This window comes from Mycobacterium sp. WUMAC-067 (genome assembly GCF_020217485.1).
Classification (GTDB): Bacteria; Actinomycetota; Actinomycetes; order Mycobacteriales; family Mycobacteriaceae; genus Mycobacterium.
Map to the genome: position 1 here is coordinate 256533 of NZ_JAEKMI010000001.1, position 17800 is coordinate 274332.

Annotated in this window: 3 protein-coding genes; 1 reads left to right on the top strand and 2 read right to left on the bottom strand. The window is 69.2% G+C overall.

What is annotated here, in order from left to right; translation table 11 throughout:
- Positions 1-59 precede the first annotated feature (59 nt).
- A complete protein-coding gene (locus tag JF781_RS01300) occupies positions 60-980 on the top strand; it encodes a DMT family transporter (protein WP_225326342.1) in 921 nt (306 codons plus the stop codon).
- Between the two features lie 12 nt (positions 981-992).
- On the opposite strand, the gene JF781_RS01305 is transcribed toward JF781_RS01300, so the two are convergent.
- Both JF781_RS01305 and JF781_RS01310 read right to left on the bottom strand, forming a co-directional pair.
- Positions 993-16235 (bottom strand): amino acid adenylation domain-containing protein, encoded by a 15243-nt coding sequence (locus JF781_RS01305; RefSeq protein WP_374109653.1) that lies wholly within the window; start codon positions 16233-16235, stop codon positions 993-995.
- Positions 16235-17782 (bottom strand): DHA2 family efflux MFS transporter permease subunit, encoded by a 1548-nt coding sequence (locus JF781_RS01310; protein WP_225326341.1) that lies wholly within the window; start codon positions 17780-17782, stop codon positions 16235-16237. The genes JF781_RS01305 and JF781_RS01310 overlap by 1 nt, the downstream gene beginning before the upstream one ends.
- Between the last annotated feature and the right edge of the window lie 18 nt (positions 17783-17800).

A 17800-nucleotide genomic window follows, 5' to 3' on the forward strand; every position in this document is an offset into this window, starting at 1 on the left:
CCCGGGCCGCATTAAATTGGTAGTTCAAGCGCAAGCCAGCTGGGTGAGGAGGTTATGCCATGTCCGACGTGCATCTGGCGGCCATTCTTGCCCTGTGCGCCGCGCTGGCATCTGCGATCGGCAACGTCGTGCGTCAGCGGTCCGCGCAGGAGGTCACCGACAGGCGGGTGGGCCACCTGACGTTGTTCGGCATGTTGCTGCGCGACACCCGGTGGTGGCTGGGCGGTTTGGGCGACATCGGCAGTTACCTGCTGCTGGCCGCCGCCCTCGACAAGGGCTCGGTGTTGCTGGTGATGTCGCTGCAGGTGACGGCGCTGCTGTTCGCGCTGCCGATTTACGCGCGGATGAGCCATCACCCGATCACCCGCCGGGAGTGGACCTGGGCGCTACTACTGGCGGTCGCGCTGGCGGTGCTCATCGCGATCGGAGACCCGACCGGCGGTCAGCAGCGGGCGCCGCTGCAGACGTGGCTCGTGGTGGCCGCGGTGATCGGCCCGCTGTTGCTGCTGGGCTTGTTGGGCGCCCGCATCTGGGTGGATCGTCCCGTCGCGGCGCTGCTGCTTGCGGCGGTGGCCGGCTCGCTGCTGGCGGTGTTCGCGGTCCTGATGAAGGGCGTCGTCGACATCCTCGAGCGCCACCCGGGCCAGGTGTGGCGTTCCTTCGAGCTCTACGCGCTGGTGGCCTGCGGGGTGGCCGGCATGATCTATCACCAATCGGCGTATCGGGCCGGCGCGCTCACCGCATCCCTGCCCACGATCATCGTGGCGAAGCCCGTGGTGGGCGGGATCCTCGGGATCGTCGTGCTCGGCGAGACGTTGGCGGCCAGCGGCTGGGAGTGGCTCGCCCTCGCCGCGACGGCGGTGGTGGTGATCGTCGCGACGGTGGGGCTGGCCCGCGGTGAGGCGGCGACCGTGTCGGCCGGCGCGGGGCGCGACGTGAAATCCACCGACACCAAGCTCGAGGCGGGCCTGAGCGGCTGACGGTCCCCGGGGTTAGAGCAGCCCGCACAGCTGCAAGCCGACGACGTACTGGATGATCACTCCCGGCGTGACATGCGGAATGTCCGGATTGTTCTTGTCGGGGCCGACTTTCGCGTCTTGGACCGCGGCGCGGAACCGATCGGTCGAGACGGCGGAATTCCAGGCCGGGTCCGCGGGCTGCAACTGAAGCGCATTCGTCGACATCAACACCGCCAGGATGGAATGCTCGCGCACCCGATCCGGCAGTGCACGCAGCCCGGCCTCGAACCGGCGCAGCCAGTCGCCGAAGTCGTCGATGCGCTCGATCGGATGACCGGCCTCGATCAACCAGTCGACGTACTCGTCGAGCCCGATGCCGTCGTCGTGCTGGTTCATCACGTGATAGGTCTCAAACCCGCTCCCCGATTCCCGGCCGACGCGGGCCCCCAACGTGGCGATCGCCTCGGCGACGAATTCCACGGGCAGCCCGTCATAGTGCGCCCGCTGCCGATTGCCTTGGGCGTCAAGCTGATAGAACGACCGCGGCGCGACACCGGTGGCGACCACGCTGAGCACCATCCGGGTGACCAGGTCCGACAGGTTGAGCTGGCCCGCAAAGGTGGTGTCGGCCAAAATCATTCCGCTGCGGAACACCGCGACCGGCAGCCCGTACAGGTCGTTGGCCTCCCGCAGCAACACCTCACCGGCCCACTTGCTGTTGCCGTAGCCGTTGGCGCGGCTGCCGTCGTTGCGCCGGCTGGAGCTGATGATCCGGATGTCGGCGTCCTCGGTGAACGCCGCCGGCGCGACCTGATCGCCGACGTTGGCCGTCGACACGTAGGTGAAAGGCTTGAGTTTCGCGGTGAGGGCCAACCGGATCAGCTCGGCGGTGCCCGCCACGTTGGGTCCGAACAACTCGCTGTAGGGCAGCGCGCCGTTGACGACGGCCGCGGGATCCACGATCAGATCGACGGATTCGGCCAGCCGGCGCCAGGTTTGCTCGTCGAGGCCCAGGTTCGCCTCGCCCTTGTCGCCCGCGATGACCTCGAGATGGTCGCCGGCCAGCTCGTGGAAATACCGCAGCAGCTGTGGGTCCCCACTGTCGAAGGTCTTCTCCAGGCGGCGGCGCGCCTCCTCGTCGGAGCCGGCGCGCACCAGGCAGATCAGCTTTCCGTCGGCCAGTTCCAGCCGCTCGAGCCACTGCAGCGCCAGATACCGTCCAAGGAATCCCGTTGCCCCGGTGAGCAACACGGTACGTATCTCGGTGCCGGGTCCCGGCAACGACGAAGCCGCGGCCAGCGTCGCGGCGTCGATGAACTTGTCCAGCGTCAAGTCACGGGCATACACCTCGGCGGCCTGCGCGCCGTGGACGGCGACGAAGCGCGGGTCATCGGTGTGTTTGTCCACCTGTTGGCTCAGGGCGGCGACGGTAGGGGCGTTGAACAGGGTCCGCACGCTCAGGTGGGTCTGCAGAGCCTTGTTGAGGGTGGCGACCAGCCGCATCGCGGACAGGGAGTCGCCGCCGAGGTCGAAGAAGGAGTCGTCCATCCCCACGCGGTCCAGGCCCAGAACCTCGGCGTAGGTCTCGGCGAGCAGGTGTTCGAGTTCGTTGCCCGGGGCGCGATAGTCTGCGTCGCGGTAGGTCGGCACCGGCAGCGCGCGGGTGTCGAGCTTGCCGTTGACCGTCAGCGGCAACGCCTCGATCACCACCAGGGCGGCGGGAACCATGTAGGGCGGCAACCCTTCTCGCAGCCGCGCCCGCGCGGTGACCACATCCAGTGCCCCCGGGGCCGACTCGGTGACATAGCCCACCAAACGCTTGTCGCCGGGGCGGTCCTCACGCACGATCACGACGGCCTGATCCACCTCGTCCAAACCGCTTAGTGCCGCCTGAATTTCGCCGAGCTCGATGCGGTATCCGCGGATCTTGACCTGCTCGTCGATGCGGCCCAGGTACTGCAACTGTCCATCGGGACGCCAGCGCACCAGATCCCCGGTGCGATACATCCGCTGTCCGGGCTGTCCGAATGGGCACGCCACGAACCGGGACGCGGTCAAGCCCGGCCGCCGCAGATAGCCGGCGCCGAGCCCGCGCCCGGCCACGTACAACTCGCCCACGGTGCCCATCGGCACCGGCCGCAGCCACGGGTCGAGGACGAAGAACGCCGCCCCGGGCACGGGCGCGCCGATCGGTGGCGTCCCCATCCCGGCGCTCAGCGGCGGGCTGACCGCCACGCACATCGTGGTCTCGGTCGGCCCGTAGGCATTGGTCATCACCCGCCCGGGCGCCCACCGATCCACCAGTTCGGCCGAGCACGCCTCGGCGGCCACCACCAACGCCGTGGACCCCAGCACCCGCGGTGACAGCGCCGAGACCGCCGAGGGGGTCTGGTGCAATACGGTGACCTGCTCGTCAATCAGCAAGGCCTGCAGGTCTTCTGGCAACGCGGCCACCGACTCAGGCACGATGACCAACCGCGACCCGTGCAGCAAGGCGCCCCAGATCTCTTCCACCGAGGCGTCGAAGGCATACGAATACCACTGCGACCACACCTGTCCGGGCCCCGAGGGCAACCCGACGTGCAGCGTCCCCAGCAACTGCGTCACATTGGCATGCGTGGTTGCAACGCCTTTGGGCACCCCGGTCGTGCCCGAGGTGTAGATGATGTGGGCGATGTCCTCGCCATCCGGCATCGGCAACCCGGTGCACGGTTGGCGCGTCATCGCGGGGTCATTCATTTCGAGTGCCGGAACCACGAGCCCGGCGAACCGATCGACCAGCCCGGTGGTGGTCACCGCCGCGACCGGGCGCGCGTCGCCGACCATGAACTCGATACGGGCGTCGGGGACCGCCGGATCCATCGGCAGATACGCCGCCCCGGACTTGAGCACCCCCAAAATCGCCACGATCGCCGGCGCCGAGCGTTCGAACAACACCGCCACGCATTCACCGCGGCGGGCACCATGGTCGATCAGCAAGTGCGCCAACCGATTGGCGGCCTCGTCGAGCTCCCGATACGTCATCGAGCCGCCGCCGCAACTGACCGCCACCGCGTCCGGGGTGCGAGCCACCTGCCGGGCGAACAGCTCCGGGACCGACACACCGGCGGTGGGCGCGTCTAACGCCGCCCGATTCCCCAGCGCATCCAAGTGCGCACGTTCGGCGGCGTCGAGAACGTCCACCGACGACAGCCGCAGGGCCGGGTCGGTTGTCATCGCCGCCAACACGCGTTCCAGCCGATCGATGAGGCCCTCAACGGTTTTGGCGTCGAACACGTCGGTGCGGAATTCCACCGCGCCGCCGATGCCCGCGGGCTCGCCGTCCTCGGTGAAGCGTTCGCCGAGGGAAAAGGTCAGATCCATGCGGGCCGTGCGGGTTTCCAGGGGCAGCTGGGTGACCTGCAGGTCGCCCAGGTCCAGGCCCGCGGCGGGGTCGTTGCCGTGCTCGCGGAGGTTCTGCCAGGTCATCGAAACCTGGACCAGCGGGTGGTGGGCCAAAGACCGGATCGGGTTGAGCCTTTCCACCAGCAATTCGAAGGGCACATCCTGGTGTTCGAGGGCCTCCAGGCTGCGGGAGCGGACCTGGGCCAACAGGTCGGCGACCGTGGCGTCCCCGCTGACGTCCACGCGCAGGATCAGGGTGTTGACGAAGAACCCGACCAGCTGATCGAGCGCGGCGTCGGTGCGACCCGCGATGGCGAACCCGACCGAAATGTCGTTGATCGCGGTGAGTTTGGAGAGCAGCGCGGCGAGGGCGGCCTGGATGACCATGAAGCTGGTCGCGTTGTGCGCGCGGGCCAGGGCACGCACCCGCTGCTGCAGCTCCGCCGGCCATTCCACGGCCACGCTCGCACCGCGGTAGTCGGCGACCGGCGGGTAGGGCCGGTCGGTGGGCAGTGGCAGCCGCTCGGGCATCCCCGCCAGCACCTCCTGCCAGTAGGCCAGCTCGACGCCGATGGGGCTGTCGCTGTCCTCGAGGTCGCCGAATTTGGCGCGCTGCCACAGCGTGTAGTCGGCGTATTGCACGGGCAGCGCGGCCCACCCGGGGGCCTGGCCTGCCCGCCGGGCGGCATAGGCCGCTCCCAGGTCGCGCACCAGCGGGGCCACGGACCAGCCGTCGGCCGCGATGTGATGCACGGTGGCGACCAGCACATGCTCATCCTCGGCGAGGCGGAAAAGCTTGGCGAACAAGGGAATCTGGGTACCCAGCGTGAACCGGTGATAGGCGGCGGCGCCGACGGCGTCGTCCAGCCGGGCGGGCGGCCATGCGGTGGCATCGACGACCTCCCAACCGAAGTCCGCGCGCTCGGTCGCCACCACGTCCTGGTAAGGCACGCCGTCGGTGTGCGGAAACACGGTGCGCAGCGCTTCGTGGCGGGCCAGCACGTCGGTCAGCGCCGCAGCCAACGCGTCGGCGTCGAGCCGCCCGCTCAACCGCAGCGCCACCGCCATATTGTAAACCGGTGAGGCGCCGTGCAATTGGTCGAGGAACCACAGCCGGCTCTGTCCGTAGGACAGCGGAATAACGTCGGGCCGCTCCCCCGCCACCAACGGCTCCAGCCCGGCCTCGCCCGCGCGGACCCGGGGGGCCAACTGGGCGATGTCGGGTGTGTCGAAGAGGGCGCGCACGCCCAGGCGGGTGTTCAGCGTCTTGTTGATCGCGGCGATCAGGCGCATCGCGGTCAGGGAATCCCCGCCCAGGTCGAAGAAGGAGTCGTCGACGCCGACGCGGTCCAGGCCGAGAACTTCGGCGTAGGTGTCGGCCAGGATTTCCTCGATGGCGTTGCCCGGGGCGCGGTATGCGGCGTCGCGGTATTCCGGTGCGGGCAGTGTGCGGGTGTCCAGCTTGCCGGTGACGGTCAGCGGCAACGCGTCGATCGCCACGATCGCGGCAGGCACCAGGTAGGCGGGCAGCCGGGTGGCCAGCTCGGCGCGCGCGACGGCCGGGTCCGCGGTGCCGGTGATGTAGCCGACGAGTCGCAAGGCGCCGTGGCGGTCCTCGCGGGCGATCACCGCCGCGGTCTCCACGCCGTCCAAACCGGCCAGCGCGGTGCGGATTTCGCCGAGCTCGACGCGGTAGCCGCGGATCTTGACCTGCTCGTCGGCGCGCCCCACGTAGTGCAGCTGCCCGTCGGCGCCCCAGCGCACCAGGTCACCGGTGCGGTACATGCGGGCGCCGGGTACTTCCGCGAACGGGCATGCCACGAATCGCGATGCCGTCAGCGCCGCGCGGCGCAGGTATCCGACGCCGACGCCGCGGCCGGCCACATACAACTCGCCGACCACCCCGGGCGGCACCGGGCGCAGCGACTTGTCGAGAACGAACAGCGCCGCACCCGCCACCGGCGCGCCGATGGGCACCGCCGGGGCGCCCGCCTCCAGCGGGGCGCTGATCGTCACGTCCACGGTGGTTTCCGTGGGGCCGTACGCGTTCGTCATCACCCGCCCCGGCGCCCACCGATCCACCAACTCGGTCGGGCAGGCCTCTCCGCCCACGATCAACGCCGCCGATTCCAGACCGTCGAGGGCCAACGCGGCCAAGGCGGATGGGGTCTGGCTCACCACGTCGACCCGTTCGTCGACCAGCAGGGCGCGCAGCTCTTCCGGTGATCCCGCCACCGCCTCGGGCACCACGACCAGCCGCCCGCCGTGCAGCAACGCACCCCAGATCTCGCGGACCGACGCGTCGAACGCATAGGAATGCCACTGCGTCGACACCTTCACCGGTCCGGGTGCGGTCATGCCCGCGTCCAGTCCCCGCATCAACTGTGTGACGTTGTGGTGTGTCACCGCAACACCTTTGGGGACGCCAGTCGTGCCCGAGGTGTAGATGATGTGGGCGATGTTGTCAGCGGCCGGCGCCGGGGGCGCGAAGCCGGGCTGGGCGTCGACCGGCACGTCGACATCGATGACGCGCAGGTCGTAACCTTCGAGCCGGCCGGCCAACTCGGCGGTGGTGAGCGCGGCGATCGGTCCGGCGTCGCCGACAAGGAACCCGATCCGGGCATCGGGCACCGCGGGATCGATGGGCAGGTATGCCGCCCCCGTCTTCAAAACGGCCAGGATGGCCATGATGGCTTCGGTCGAGCGCGAAAGCAGCAGCGCCACACACTGACCCGGCCCCACACCCTGGCCGGCCAGGTGGTGCGCCAACCGATTGGCGGCCCGCTCCAACTCGTCGTAGGTCATCGAGCGGCCCGCACAGGTGATCGCCACCGCGTCGGGCGTTTGATTCGCCTGCGCCGCAAACAGTTCCGGTATCGACACGCCGGCGACGGGCTGGGTCAACGCGGCGCGGTTGCCCATCTCGTCCAGCCGCGCGTATTCGCCTTCGTCGAGCACATCGATGGACGACAACCGGCGGGTGGGATCCGCCGTCATGGCCGCCACCACCCGCTCCAACCGGGCGATCAGCGCCTCAACGCTTTTCGCGTCGAACACATCGGTGCGGAATTCCACCGCCCCGGAAATCCCCGCGGGTTCGCCTGCCTGATTCCACCGTTCGGCCAGCGAGAGGGTCAGGTCCATGCGCGCGGTGTGGGTGTCCAGCGGCATCGGGGTGATATGCAGATCGCCCAAGTCCAGTCCGGCCGCCGGGTCGTGCTGCCCGGGCAGGTTCTGCCATGCCAACGACACCTGGACCAGCGGGGCCTGCGCCATCGATCGGGCCGGATTGAGCCGGTCCACCAACACGTCGAAGGGCACATCCTGGTGCTCGTAGGCGGCGAGACTGCGGGAGCGAACCTGAGCCAGCACGTCGGCGACGGTGGGATCGCCGGCCAGCTCGACCCGTAGTACCAATCTGTTGACGAAGAAGCCCACCAGGTCATCCAGCGCGGGGTCGGGCCGCCCGGCGACCGGGAACCCCACGGCCACATCGTCGGTCGCGCATAGCTTGCCCAGCAGCACCGCGAGCGCGGCCTGCATCACCATGAAGCTCGTCGCGTCGTGCTCACGGGCCAACGCGCGCACCCGCTGCTGCACGTCGGCGGACCACTCCACGGCCGCATTGGCACCCCGATAGTCGGCGACCGCGGGATACGGCCGATCGGTGGGCAGCTCCAGGCGTTCGGGCATCCCGGCCAAAGCCCCTTGCCAGTAGGCCAACTGGTCGGCGATCGGGCCGTCGGTCTCGTCGAACTCACCGAAGCGGGCTCGTTGCCACAACGTGTAGTCGGCGTACTGCACCGCCAGCGGGTTCCAGTCGGGGGCCTGTCCGCCACAGCGGGCGGCGTAGGCCATCCCCAGGTCACGCACCAGCGGGGTGATCGAGGATCCGTCGGCGGCGATATGGTGCACGACGGCCGCCAGCACGTGCTCGTCTTCGGCGAGCTTGAAAAGCTTTGCGCGTAGCGGGGTCTCGGTCGCCAGGTCGAACGCGTGGCGCGCCACGGCGTCGATGGCATCGGCCAGCCGGGCCTGTGTCCACCCGGTGGCATCCGCCACCTCCCAGCCGAGGTCCGCCCGCTCCGGTGACACCACCTCCTGGTATGGCACGCCCTCGATGTGGGGGAAGATCGTGCGCAACGATTCGTGGCGGGCCACGACGTCGCGCAGCGCGGCGCCCAACGCGCCGGCATCGAGTCGCCCGCGTAGCCGCAGCCCCACGGTCATGTTGTAAACCGGTGAGGGCCCGTGCAATTGGCCGAGGAACCACAATCGGCTTTGGGCATACGACAGCGGAATCAAGTCGGGCCGGTCGGCAGCGACCAAGGGCTCGTCCCTCCCCGCGGTTTCGCGGAGTTGCGGCGCGAGCTGGGCGACCGTGGGGGTGTTGAAGAGGGAGCGCACGGTCAGGTCTGTGTGCAACGTTGTGTTGATGGTCGCGATGAGGCGCATCGCGGATAGGGAGTCACCACCGAGGTCGAAGAACGAGTCGTCGACGCCGACGCGGTCGAGTCCGAGCACTTGGGCGTAGACACCGGCGAGGATTTCCTCGACGGCGTTCGACGGAGCGCGATATGCGGTGTCGCGATATTCCGGTATCGGCAGTGCCCGGGCGTCCAGCTTGCCATTGACCGTCAACGGCAGCGCCTCGACGACCACGATCGCCGCCGGCACCATGTAGGCGGGCAACCGCTCACCCAGCTCGGTGCGCGCAGCGGCGGGATCCAGCGCGCCGCTCCCCGATTCGGTGACATACCCGACCAGGCGCTTGTCGCCGGGGCGGTCCTCGCGGACGATCACCACGGCCTGATCCACCGCAGCCAAACCGCCCAGCGCCGACTGGATTTCGCCGAGCTCGATGCGATAGCCGCGGATCTTGACCTGCTCATCGGCGCGGCCCAGATAGCGCAACTGGCCGTCGGCGCCCCAGGACACCAGGTCCCCGGTGCGATACATCCGTTGTCCGGGCTGGCCGAACGGGCATGCCACGAACCGCGACGCCGTCAGCCCCGCCCGGTGCACATACCCCACCCCCACACCACGGCCGGCCACATATAACTCGCCGACCACACCGACTGGCACCGGGCGCAGCCACGCGTCGAGCACGAACAACGCCGCACCCGGGACCGGCACACCGATCGGCACCACCCCGGCGCCGGGCACCAGCGGCACGCTGACCGTCACGCACAACGTGGTTTCCGTCGGGCCGTAAGCATTGGTCATGATCCGGCCGGGCGCCCAGCGGTCCACCATCTCCACCGCGCACGGCTCGGCGGCCACCACCAGCGCCGCGGACTCCAGGCCCTGCGGCGACAACGCCGCCAGCGCGGACGGAGTCTGATGCAGTACGGTGACGCGTTCGCGAACCAGCAAGGCCTGAAAGTGTTCTGGGACGGCAGCCACCGATTCGGGCACCACCAGCAGGCGGCTGCCGTGCAGCAGCGCGCCCCAGATCTCTTCGACCGAGGCGTCGAACGCGTACGAATACCACTGCGACCACACCTGCCCCGGCCCCGACGGCAACCCGATGTGCAGTGACTCCAGCAGCTGGGTCACGTTGTGGTGCGTGGTCGCTACGCCCTTGGGCACACCGGTGGTCCCCGAGGTGTACACGATGTGGGCGATGTCGGCGCCGGCCGGCGGCGGCAGCCCCGCATCGGGCTGGGTGGTAATGCCGGGATCGGCGACGTCGATCACGGTCAGTGCGTGGCCGTCGAACCGCGATGTCAGCTCCGCGGTCGTCACCGCCGCGACGGGCGCGGCGTCGCCGAGCACGAATTCGATGCGCGCGTCGGGCACGGCGGGGTCGATCGGCAGATACGCCGCCCCCGACTTGAGCACCGCCAAGATCGCGACGATTGCCTCCGCCGATCGTCCGAACATCAGCGCCACAGACTGTCCGGGGCGCGCGCCGTGGCCGATTAACAGGTGCGCCAGTCGATTAGACGCCAGATCGAGCTCGCGGTAGGTCCAGGAGACTTGGCCGCAGCTCAGTGCGACGGCGTCCGGTGTGCGAAGCGCCTGTGCGGCGAACAGTTCAGGAATGGAAGCCCCGCCCGCCGCGCGGGCAAGCACCGCCCGATTGCCGAACTCGTCGAAACGCTCGTGCTCGTCCAGCGCGACCATGTCCACCGATGACAGCCGCCGTGACGGGTCGTCGATCATCGCCAGCAGGACTCGCTCAACTCGGTCAGCAAGCGCTGCAACGGTTCCCGCATCGAAAAGATCAGCATCGTATTCGATGCCGAGCGCGAGCTCGCGGCCCGGTGTGGCTTGCAGGGTCAGTGGGTAGTGGGTGGATTCGTGACTGCGGAAGTCGGTGACGGACAGCTCACCGAGCTCCATCGAGGCCGCCGCATCCAGCGGGTAGTTCTCGAAGACGAACAGGGTGTCGAACAGCTGGTCGTGACCGGTGATGCGGTGAATCTCGGTCAGCGCCAGGTGTTCGTGATCCAGAGTCTGCTGAAAGTCGTTGTGCAGCTTGCTCAGTAGGCCGGCGATGGTGGTCTGCGGGGACACGTGCGCCCGCACCGGCACGGTGTTGATCAGCAGGCCCACCATCGATTCGACGCCGGCCACGTCGGCCGTGCGTCCCGAGACCGCGGCGCCGAAGACCACATCGCGCTGCCCGGTCAGCGACATCAACAGCTGCGCCCACGCGGCCCGCAGCACGGTGTTGATGGTGGTGTGGTGGGCCCGCGCCAAGTGGTGCAGCGCCTGAGTGGTCTGTTCGGAGAGCCTGCGCGATTCCAGGCCTTGGCGCCCCAGCCTCTGCCGGTGCGGCGGTCCCACCAGCGTGGGAGTGTCGAAGCCGGCCAGCACTTCTCGCCAGCCGGCATGCGCGGCGTCGAGGTCTCGGCCGGCCTGCCAGGCCACGAACCTCCGGTAGGGCACCGGCGCGGGCAGGTGCTGTGCGTGGTAGGCGGCGAAGATTTCCTGCAGCAGGATCGGCAGGGATGAGCCGTCGAGCACGACGTGGTGGGCGGTGAGCACGAACCGGTAGCGGTCGTGGGCGGTGCGAATAAGCGTCGCCCGGAAGGCGGGCGGGTCGGCCAGTTCGCAGACCGCGGCGCGTTCTGCGGCGGACAACCGTTGGACGCGGTCGTCAAGGTCGGCCTGATCGGTGCCGAGATCGACGTAATGCCAAGGGATCGTGGGGTCGCCGGGGATGATCTGCACGGGCGGGTCGATGTCGGCGCAGAAGCGGGCGGCGAGGTTGGGGTGGCGGCGCACGGCGGTGTGGACCGCCTCGCGCAGCCGCTGCGGGTCGAGGGGACCGGCGATGCCGATTTCGAGCTGGAGCGCGTACAGGTCGACGCCGCCGGCCTGCGCGGCCGCGGCGTGAAAGTACAGCCCCTGCTGCAGCGGGGTCAGCGGCAAGACGTCGGCGACGCGCCCGTGCCGCTCGAAGACATCGATCTGTTGCTGGGTGAGAAGTGCGGGGGCCACGTCCGACGGGGTGAGGCCGCCGCCACCGCGGCGCACGTGCGCGCAGATGCCCCGCAGTGCCTCAAAGCACAACTCGCTCAGGCGTGTTGCGTCCGCGTGATCCAGCACCGACGTCGCCCAGGTCCAGTTGGCGTGCAGCCGTGGTCCGCCCTCGTCGTCCAGGACACCGGCGTCGAGCGTCACGGTGTGGGACAGCGGCACGGGCACCGCCGACGCGACGGCGGTGGCCGACAAGCTGTCGAGGCTTGGCCGCCACACGTCGTCGGAGAGCTCCGCCGTACCGGCGAGTCGTCCCAGGTAATTGAACACGACCGTGGGATCGCAATCATCCAGGCCCGCATCGGGATTGAGGTAGCGCAACAGCCCATAGGTGAGGCCGTCCGGCAGGGCGCGCAGCTGTTCCTTAGCCCCCTTGAGCACCGCTCCCAGGGCGGTGTCACCAGCCGCGACCTGCGCCCAGTCCAGGCCGCCAAGATGCAATGCAACCGGGTACGTGGCGGTGAACCAACCCACCGTGCGCGACAGGTCCACAGTGGCGCTCAGCTCCTGGCGCCCATGGCCTTCCACGTCGATGCCGATCGGTGTGCCGCCGTTGCCGGACAGCTGCGTGACCGCCATGCCGAACGCGATCAGCAAGATATCGTGCGCGCCGACGCGAAACGCGGCGGGCACCTCGCCCAGCAGCATGCGGGTGGTTTCGACATCCAGCTGGGCCGACAGATGGCCGGCATTGGCGTGGGTATCGGTAACGTGAGCCGCCGGCAACGCCGGGGGCGTGGCCGATACCCGCCGCCATGCGTCGGCCTGGGCCACCACCTCGGGGTGGCGCGCGTGCTCGTTCAGCAGCGCCGACCACCGGGCAAACGACGTGCCGCCCGGCGGCAAGACCACCGGCTGACCGCTACGGTGCTGGGCCCACGCGATATTTAAGTCTTCCAACAGGATTCGCCACGAAACCCCGTCGACGGCCAGGTGGTGAATCATCAACACCAGCTGGCCGGTGGTGGACACCCACAGCGCGCTGAGCATGGCCCCGGCGCCCGGGTTCAGCCGCGAGCGCGCGTCGACGAGCGCCTCATCGGACAACACGTCCACCGCCCGCACGCGCCCGGCGGCATCGACCGAACCCGCGTCGAGCACCGACAGCGACCATCCGCCGGCGCCGTCATCGTCGACGCGCAGCCGCAACATGGCGTGCCGGTCCAGCAGCGCTTGCAGGACCGCCACCGCGTCGGCCTCGCCCGCCCCCGCCGGGGCCTGCACGAGCATCGTCTGGTTGAACTGGTCGACCGGGCCGTCGATGTCGTGCAGCCACCGCATGATCGGGGTCGCGGTCACCGGCCCGGTGCCATCGTCGAGAGCGTCGTCGTCGCCGGTGGTCACCGTGGCCACCCGGGCCAGCCGGGCCACCGTCTGCTCGACGAAAACGTCACGCGGACGGCACATCACGCCGGCGGCCCGCGCGCGGGCCACCACCTGCAGCGACATGATGCTGTCGCCGCCCAGATCAAAGAACGAGTCGTCCGCGCCGACCCGCTCCACGCCGAGGACTTGGGCGTAGATGCCGGCCAAGATCTCCTCGACGGCGTCGGCGGGCGCCCGGTAGGCGCCGGCCGTGTATTCCGGCGCGGGCAGGGCCCGGGTGTCCAACTTGCCGTTGGCCGTAAGGGGCAGCGCATCGATCACGACGACCGCGGCGGGCACCATGTAGGCCGGGAGCCGCTCGGCGAGTTGGTCACGGATCGCCACGGGATCGGCCGTCCCGGTGATGTAACCGATCAGACGCGTGTCGCCTCCGTGCCCCTCGCGGGCGATCACGACCGCCTGCCCCACCCCGTCCACCGCCGCCATGGCGCTTTGGACCTCGCCGGGTTCGATGCGATAGCCGCGAACCTTGACCTGCGCGTCGGTCCGCCCGAGGTAACGCAATTGACCGTCCGGATCCCAGCACACGCGGTCGCCGGTGCGATACATCCGCGATCCGGCGCCGCCAAAGGGGTTGGCGACGAAGCGTTCTGCGCTCAAGGCCGCCTGGCCCACGTATCCGCGCGCCAGCGCGGGCCCGCTCAGATAGAGCTCGCCGACCACCCCGATCGGCGCGGGGTTCAGTTGCGCGTCGAGCACCAGCGTGCGCACCCCGGGGATGGCGGCGCCGATGCGGACCGGCTGCCCCGCGGCCAGCGGCGCGCTGCACGTGGCCCAGATGGTGGCCTCGGTCGGGCCGTAGGCGTTGACCATCCGCCGGCCCGTGGCCCAGACGGCCGCCAGCTCGGCGGGGCAGGCCTCGCCGGCGGTGATCACCGTGCCGAGCCCATCCAGTCGCGCCGGATCCAACGACGAGAGCACCGTCGGCGTCAACACGGCGGCGCTCACCCGGTGCGCCCGCAGGAACGCGGCCAACGCGTCACCGGCATAGACGTCGCGCGACGCAACGACCTGCGTTGCCCGTGAGCCGGCCGCCCAGAGCATCTCGAACACCGACGCATCGAAGACCGGGGAAGCCACCATCAGCACCCGCGCGTCCGCACCCAACCCGAACACCGCGCGCTGCGCCGAGGCCACCCCCAACAGGCCGGCGTGCGTGACGGTCACGCCCTTGGGGGTGCCGGTGGACCCCGAGGTGAAGATCACATACGCCGCGCCGTCCACGTCCAGCGGCGCCACCCGATCCGCGTCGGTGATGCGATCCGCGCTTCGCCCGGCCAGCTCCGGGTCGTCCACGCGGAGCACCGGCCGCGCCCCGGCACCGGCCACATCGCCGCTGCCGCAAGCCAATACGCACACGGCCGCCACCGCATCGAGCACCGCGGCGACGCGCTCGACCGGCTGGGCCTGATCCACCGGTACATACATGCCGCCGGCCTTGGCCACCGCCCACCAGGCGACCACCAATTCCGCGGAACGGTCGATCGCCACGCCCACCGCGCGCTCGGGGCCGACGCCGACATCGATCAGCGCCCGCGCCAACCGCGTCGAGGACTCGTCGAGCTCTCGGTACGACAACTCACGGTCACCATCGACGATCGCCACCGCGTCCGGATCGGCGGTCACCGCGGCGGCCAACAGCTCCGGCGCCAAGCCGACCGGGGCATCCACACCGGCGCCGGACCACCTCGACAGCAGCAGATCGCGTTCGCCGCGATCCAGCAGCGGCACCTCCCGCAGCACCACCGATGCGTCCGCCATCAGAAGGCGGTCGAACAGCGACTCCAAACGTGTGATGTGCCGGTCGACCTCGTCGGCGGTGTATCGATCTGGGTTCCAGGCAAACTGAATTCGCGGCGTGCCGCCACCGAGCGGCGGATAGATGTTGATCGCCATGTCTTGGATCGGCAGGGTGGTCAACACATTGCACATGGGCAGCGACGGACCGAACCGCATCGGCTCGGCGAAGTTGAAGACGTTGACCACCTGTCCGAACTCGAGGTTGGTGTCGTGACCGGTCGCGTCGGCGACCAGGTCCGGCCAGCCCCGGAACTGTTGATGCCGCAGGGCACCGATGACGGCCGTGCCGACCCGATCGGTCAGGTCGCCGACGGTGTCGCCGTCATCGACGCCGATGACCAGCGGCACCATGTTGGATACCATGCCCGCGCTTTTCTTCAGCGCCGCGGTGGTCCGCGCCGACACCGGTAGCGACAGCGAAATAGTCTGCCGTCCAGTCGTTTTCGCGACGAACGCCGCCGTTGCCGCGACGACCCTCGCGACGTCGAACTGGTCTTGGCCATTTCCCAGGAGTCCGTGCGTGCACACCAACTCGCGCACCATCGGATGGCGTGGCGCGACGGGGCGTTGCGTTCCCGCCAGGTCGGTGATGTCCAGCGGCCCCCGCACGACGGTCTTCCAGTACTCGGCGTCGGCGGCGCTGCGTGAAGACTGCCGATACTTCCCGTCGGCCTCGGGCAGCAGGGCGAACGCGGAAAAGTCGACTTCGCCGGTGTGGGGCCGGTCTCCCGAGTAGACCGCCGCGACGTGGCGAATGATGTTGTTGGCGCCGTAGCCGTCGACGAGGACGTGGTGGGTACGCAGGTAGAAGTAGGACAGATCGTCGGCGATCCGCAGCAGCGCGAAGTTGATGAGCCGGTCGGCGAGCAGGTCGACGGGCCGGCAGTAGTCGTCTTCCATCCAGCTGTGCGCGGCGCCCGCCGGGTCGGCCGCGGCGCGCAGGTCGACGCAGCACAGGGTCAGCGGGAAAGTGCGGTCGACGATGAAGACCGGCTCGCCGTCCTCGAGGGACAGCCGCGCGCAGGGCGTACCGAACCGCGCGGCCGCCGATTCGCAGGCAACCATGAGCTTGTCGGCGTCGACGTCGTGGTCGATCGCCAGATAACCGGCGAAGTTGTAAGGGATCTCGGGCCGAAGTTGCTGCGCGGCCCATAGTGCCCGCTGGGCGGCGGTCAACGGCCCCAGCGTGTCTGGTTGCGTCCCGTAATTGAGCATCAGGCAACGAACTTTCTCATTGGGCGAGCGCTCGGGCGCTCGTCAGGTTGGCCTCGTCGCGCTGCGTCATCAGCAGTCGCCGGCAGGAACGCCGCGGCGACGATCGCGACCGCCGCCACCGCGGCGGCAACCGCAAATACCAGCGTGTAGGCGTGGACGAGGTGGGCGGACGCGGTGCCGGTGTCCTCGCGGTGGATGAGCTGATTCGTCAACAGCACCGTCATCAGGGCGGCCCCGACCGCCCCGCCGAGCTGATTGTTGACGCTGCGCAGGGTCGCGCCGCGGGCGATCTGATGCGGCGCCAACGGCTGCACGCACGCCGCGGAGAGAGGCGTTGCGACACAGCCCATTCCCATGCCCATGAGCAGCAGGCCGGCCATCAGCGTCGGTGCATAGTCTGCTTGCCGGGCGACTCCGATGGTGAAGATGCCCAATCCCGCTGCGATCAGCGGGAAGCCGGCCAGGACGATCTTGCCCGGCCCGTGTCGGTCCATGACTATTCCGGCCACGGGTGTGGTCAGTACGACGCCCAATCCCATGGCGATCAAGTGCACCCCGGCCTGCATCGGCGTCTGGTGCAGCGCAACCTGGAAATAGCTTGGGACAAGCAACAAGATTCCGACATAGGTGACCGCGAAGATCAGCAATGTCAGGTTGGCCTGCCGGACCACGCGATTCTTCAACAGGCGTAGGTCGATCAGTGGGGCATCCGCCCGACGCCAGGCGTGAAAAACGAAGGCGGCAATCAGTGTCAGGCCGGCTATCGAGGGCAACAGCACATGGGGGTCGGCGAGCGTGCGACGTCCCGGGATGGACGACATCCCGCCCAGCAAGGCCGCCATGCCGGGTGAGAGCAGCAGCACTCCGGTCACGTCGAGCGTTTCCGAGGGCGCGGAACGGTCCTTCGGCAACATCACCGCCGCGACCGCCAGGGCGCTCAGCCCGATCGGCAGGTTGATCAAAAATATCCACTCCCAGCCGCAGGTGCCGATCAACCATCCGCCCAGGATCGGCCCGCCAAGTGGGCCGAGCAGGAACGGAACTGCCCCGATCGCGACCAGGCGGCCGAGTCGCTTGGGACCCGACTCGCGGGTCAAGATCACGAAGCACAGCGGCGTCATGATGCCGCTGCCGATCCCTTGGAGCACACGGAGGCCGACGAGCTGCACGATGTTCGGGGCGATCGCGCAGAGCAAGGAGGCCAGCGTGAACACCAGGACACCGCCCATGAAGAGGCGTTTGGTGCCGAATCGGTCGGCGGCCCAACCGGTGACGGGGACGACGGCGGCGAACGCCAGCATGTAGCCGGCCATCGTCCACGAGACGATCGCCTGGGTAGAGCCGAATTCGGTGACAAAGGTCCGCTGAGCGACGGCGACCGCGGTACCGTCCAGGTTTCCCATCGTGCTGGCCAGACCGCACACCGCGCCGATCCAGAGCAATCTGCCGTCGATCTTGTCCGGGTAATCGGGGGCGTGTGCGTCCGATTGCCCGGCGGGGACGGCGGATATCAATGCAGCGCTAGTGGCCGAAGATGCGTTGTCCATCGCAGCCTTTCAGAACAG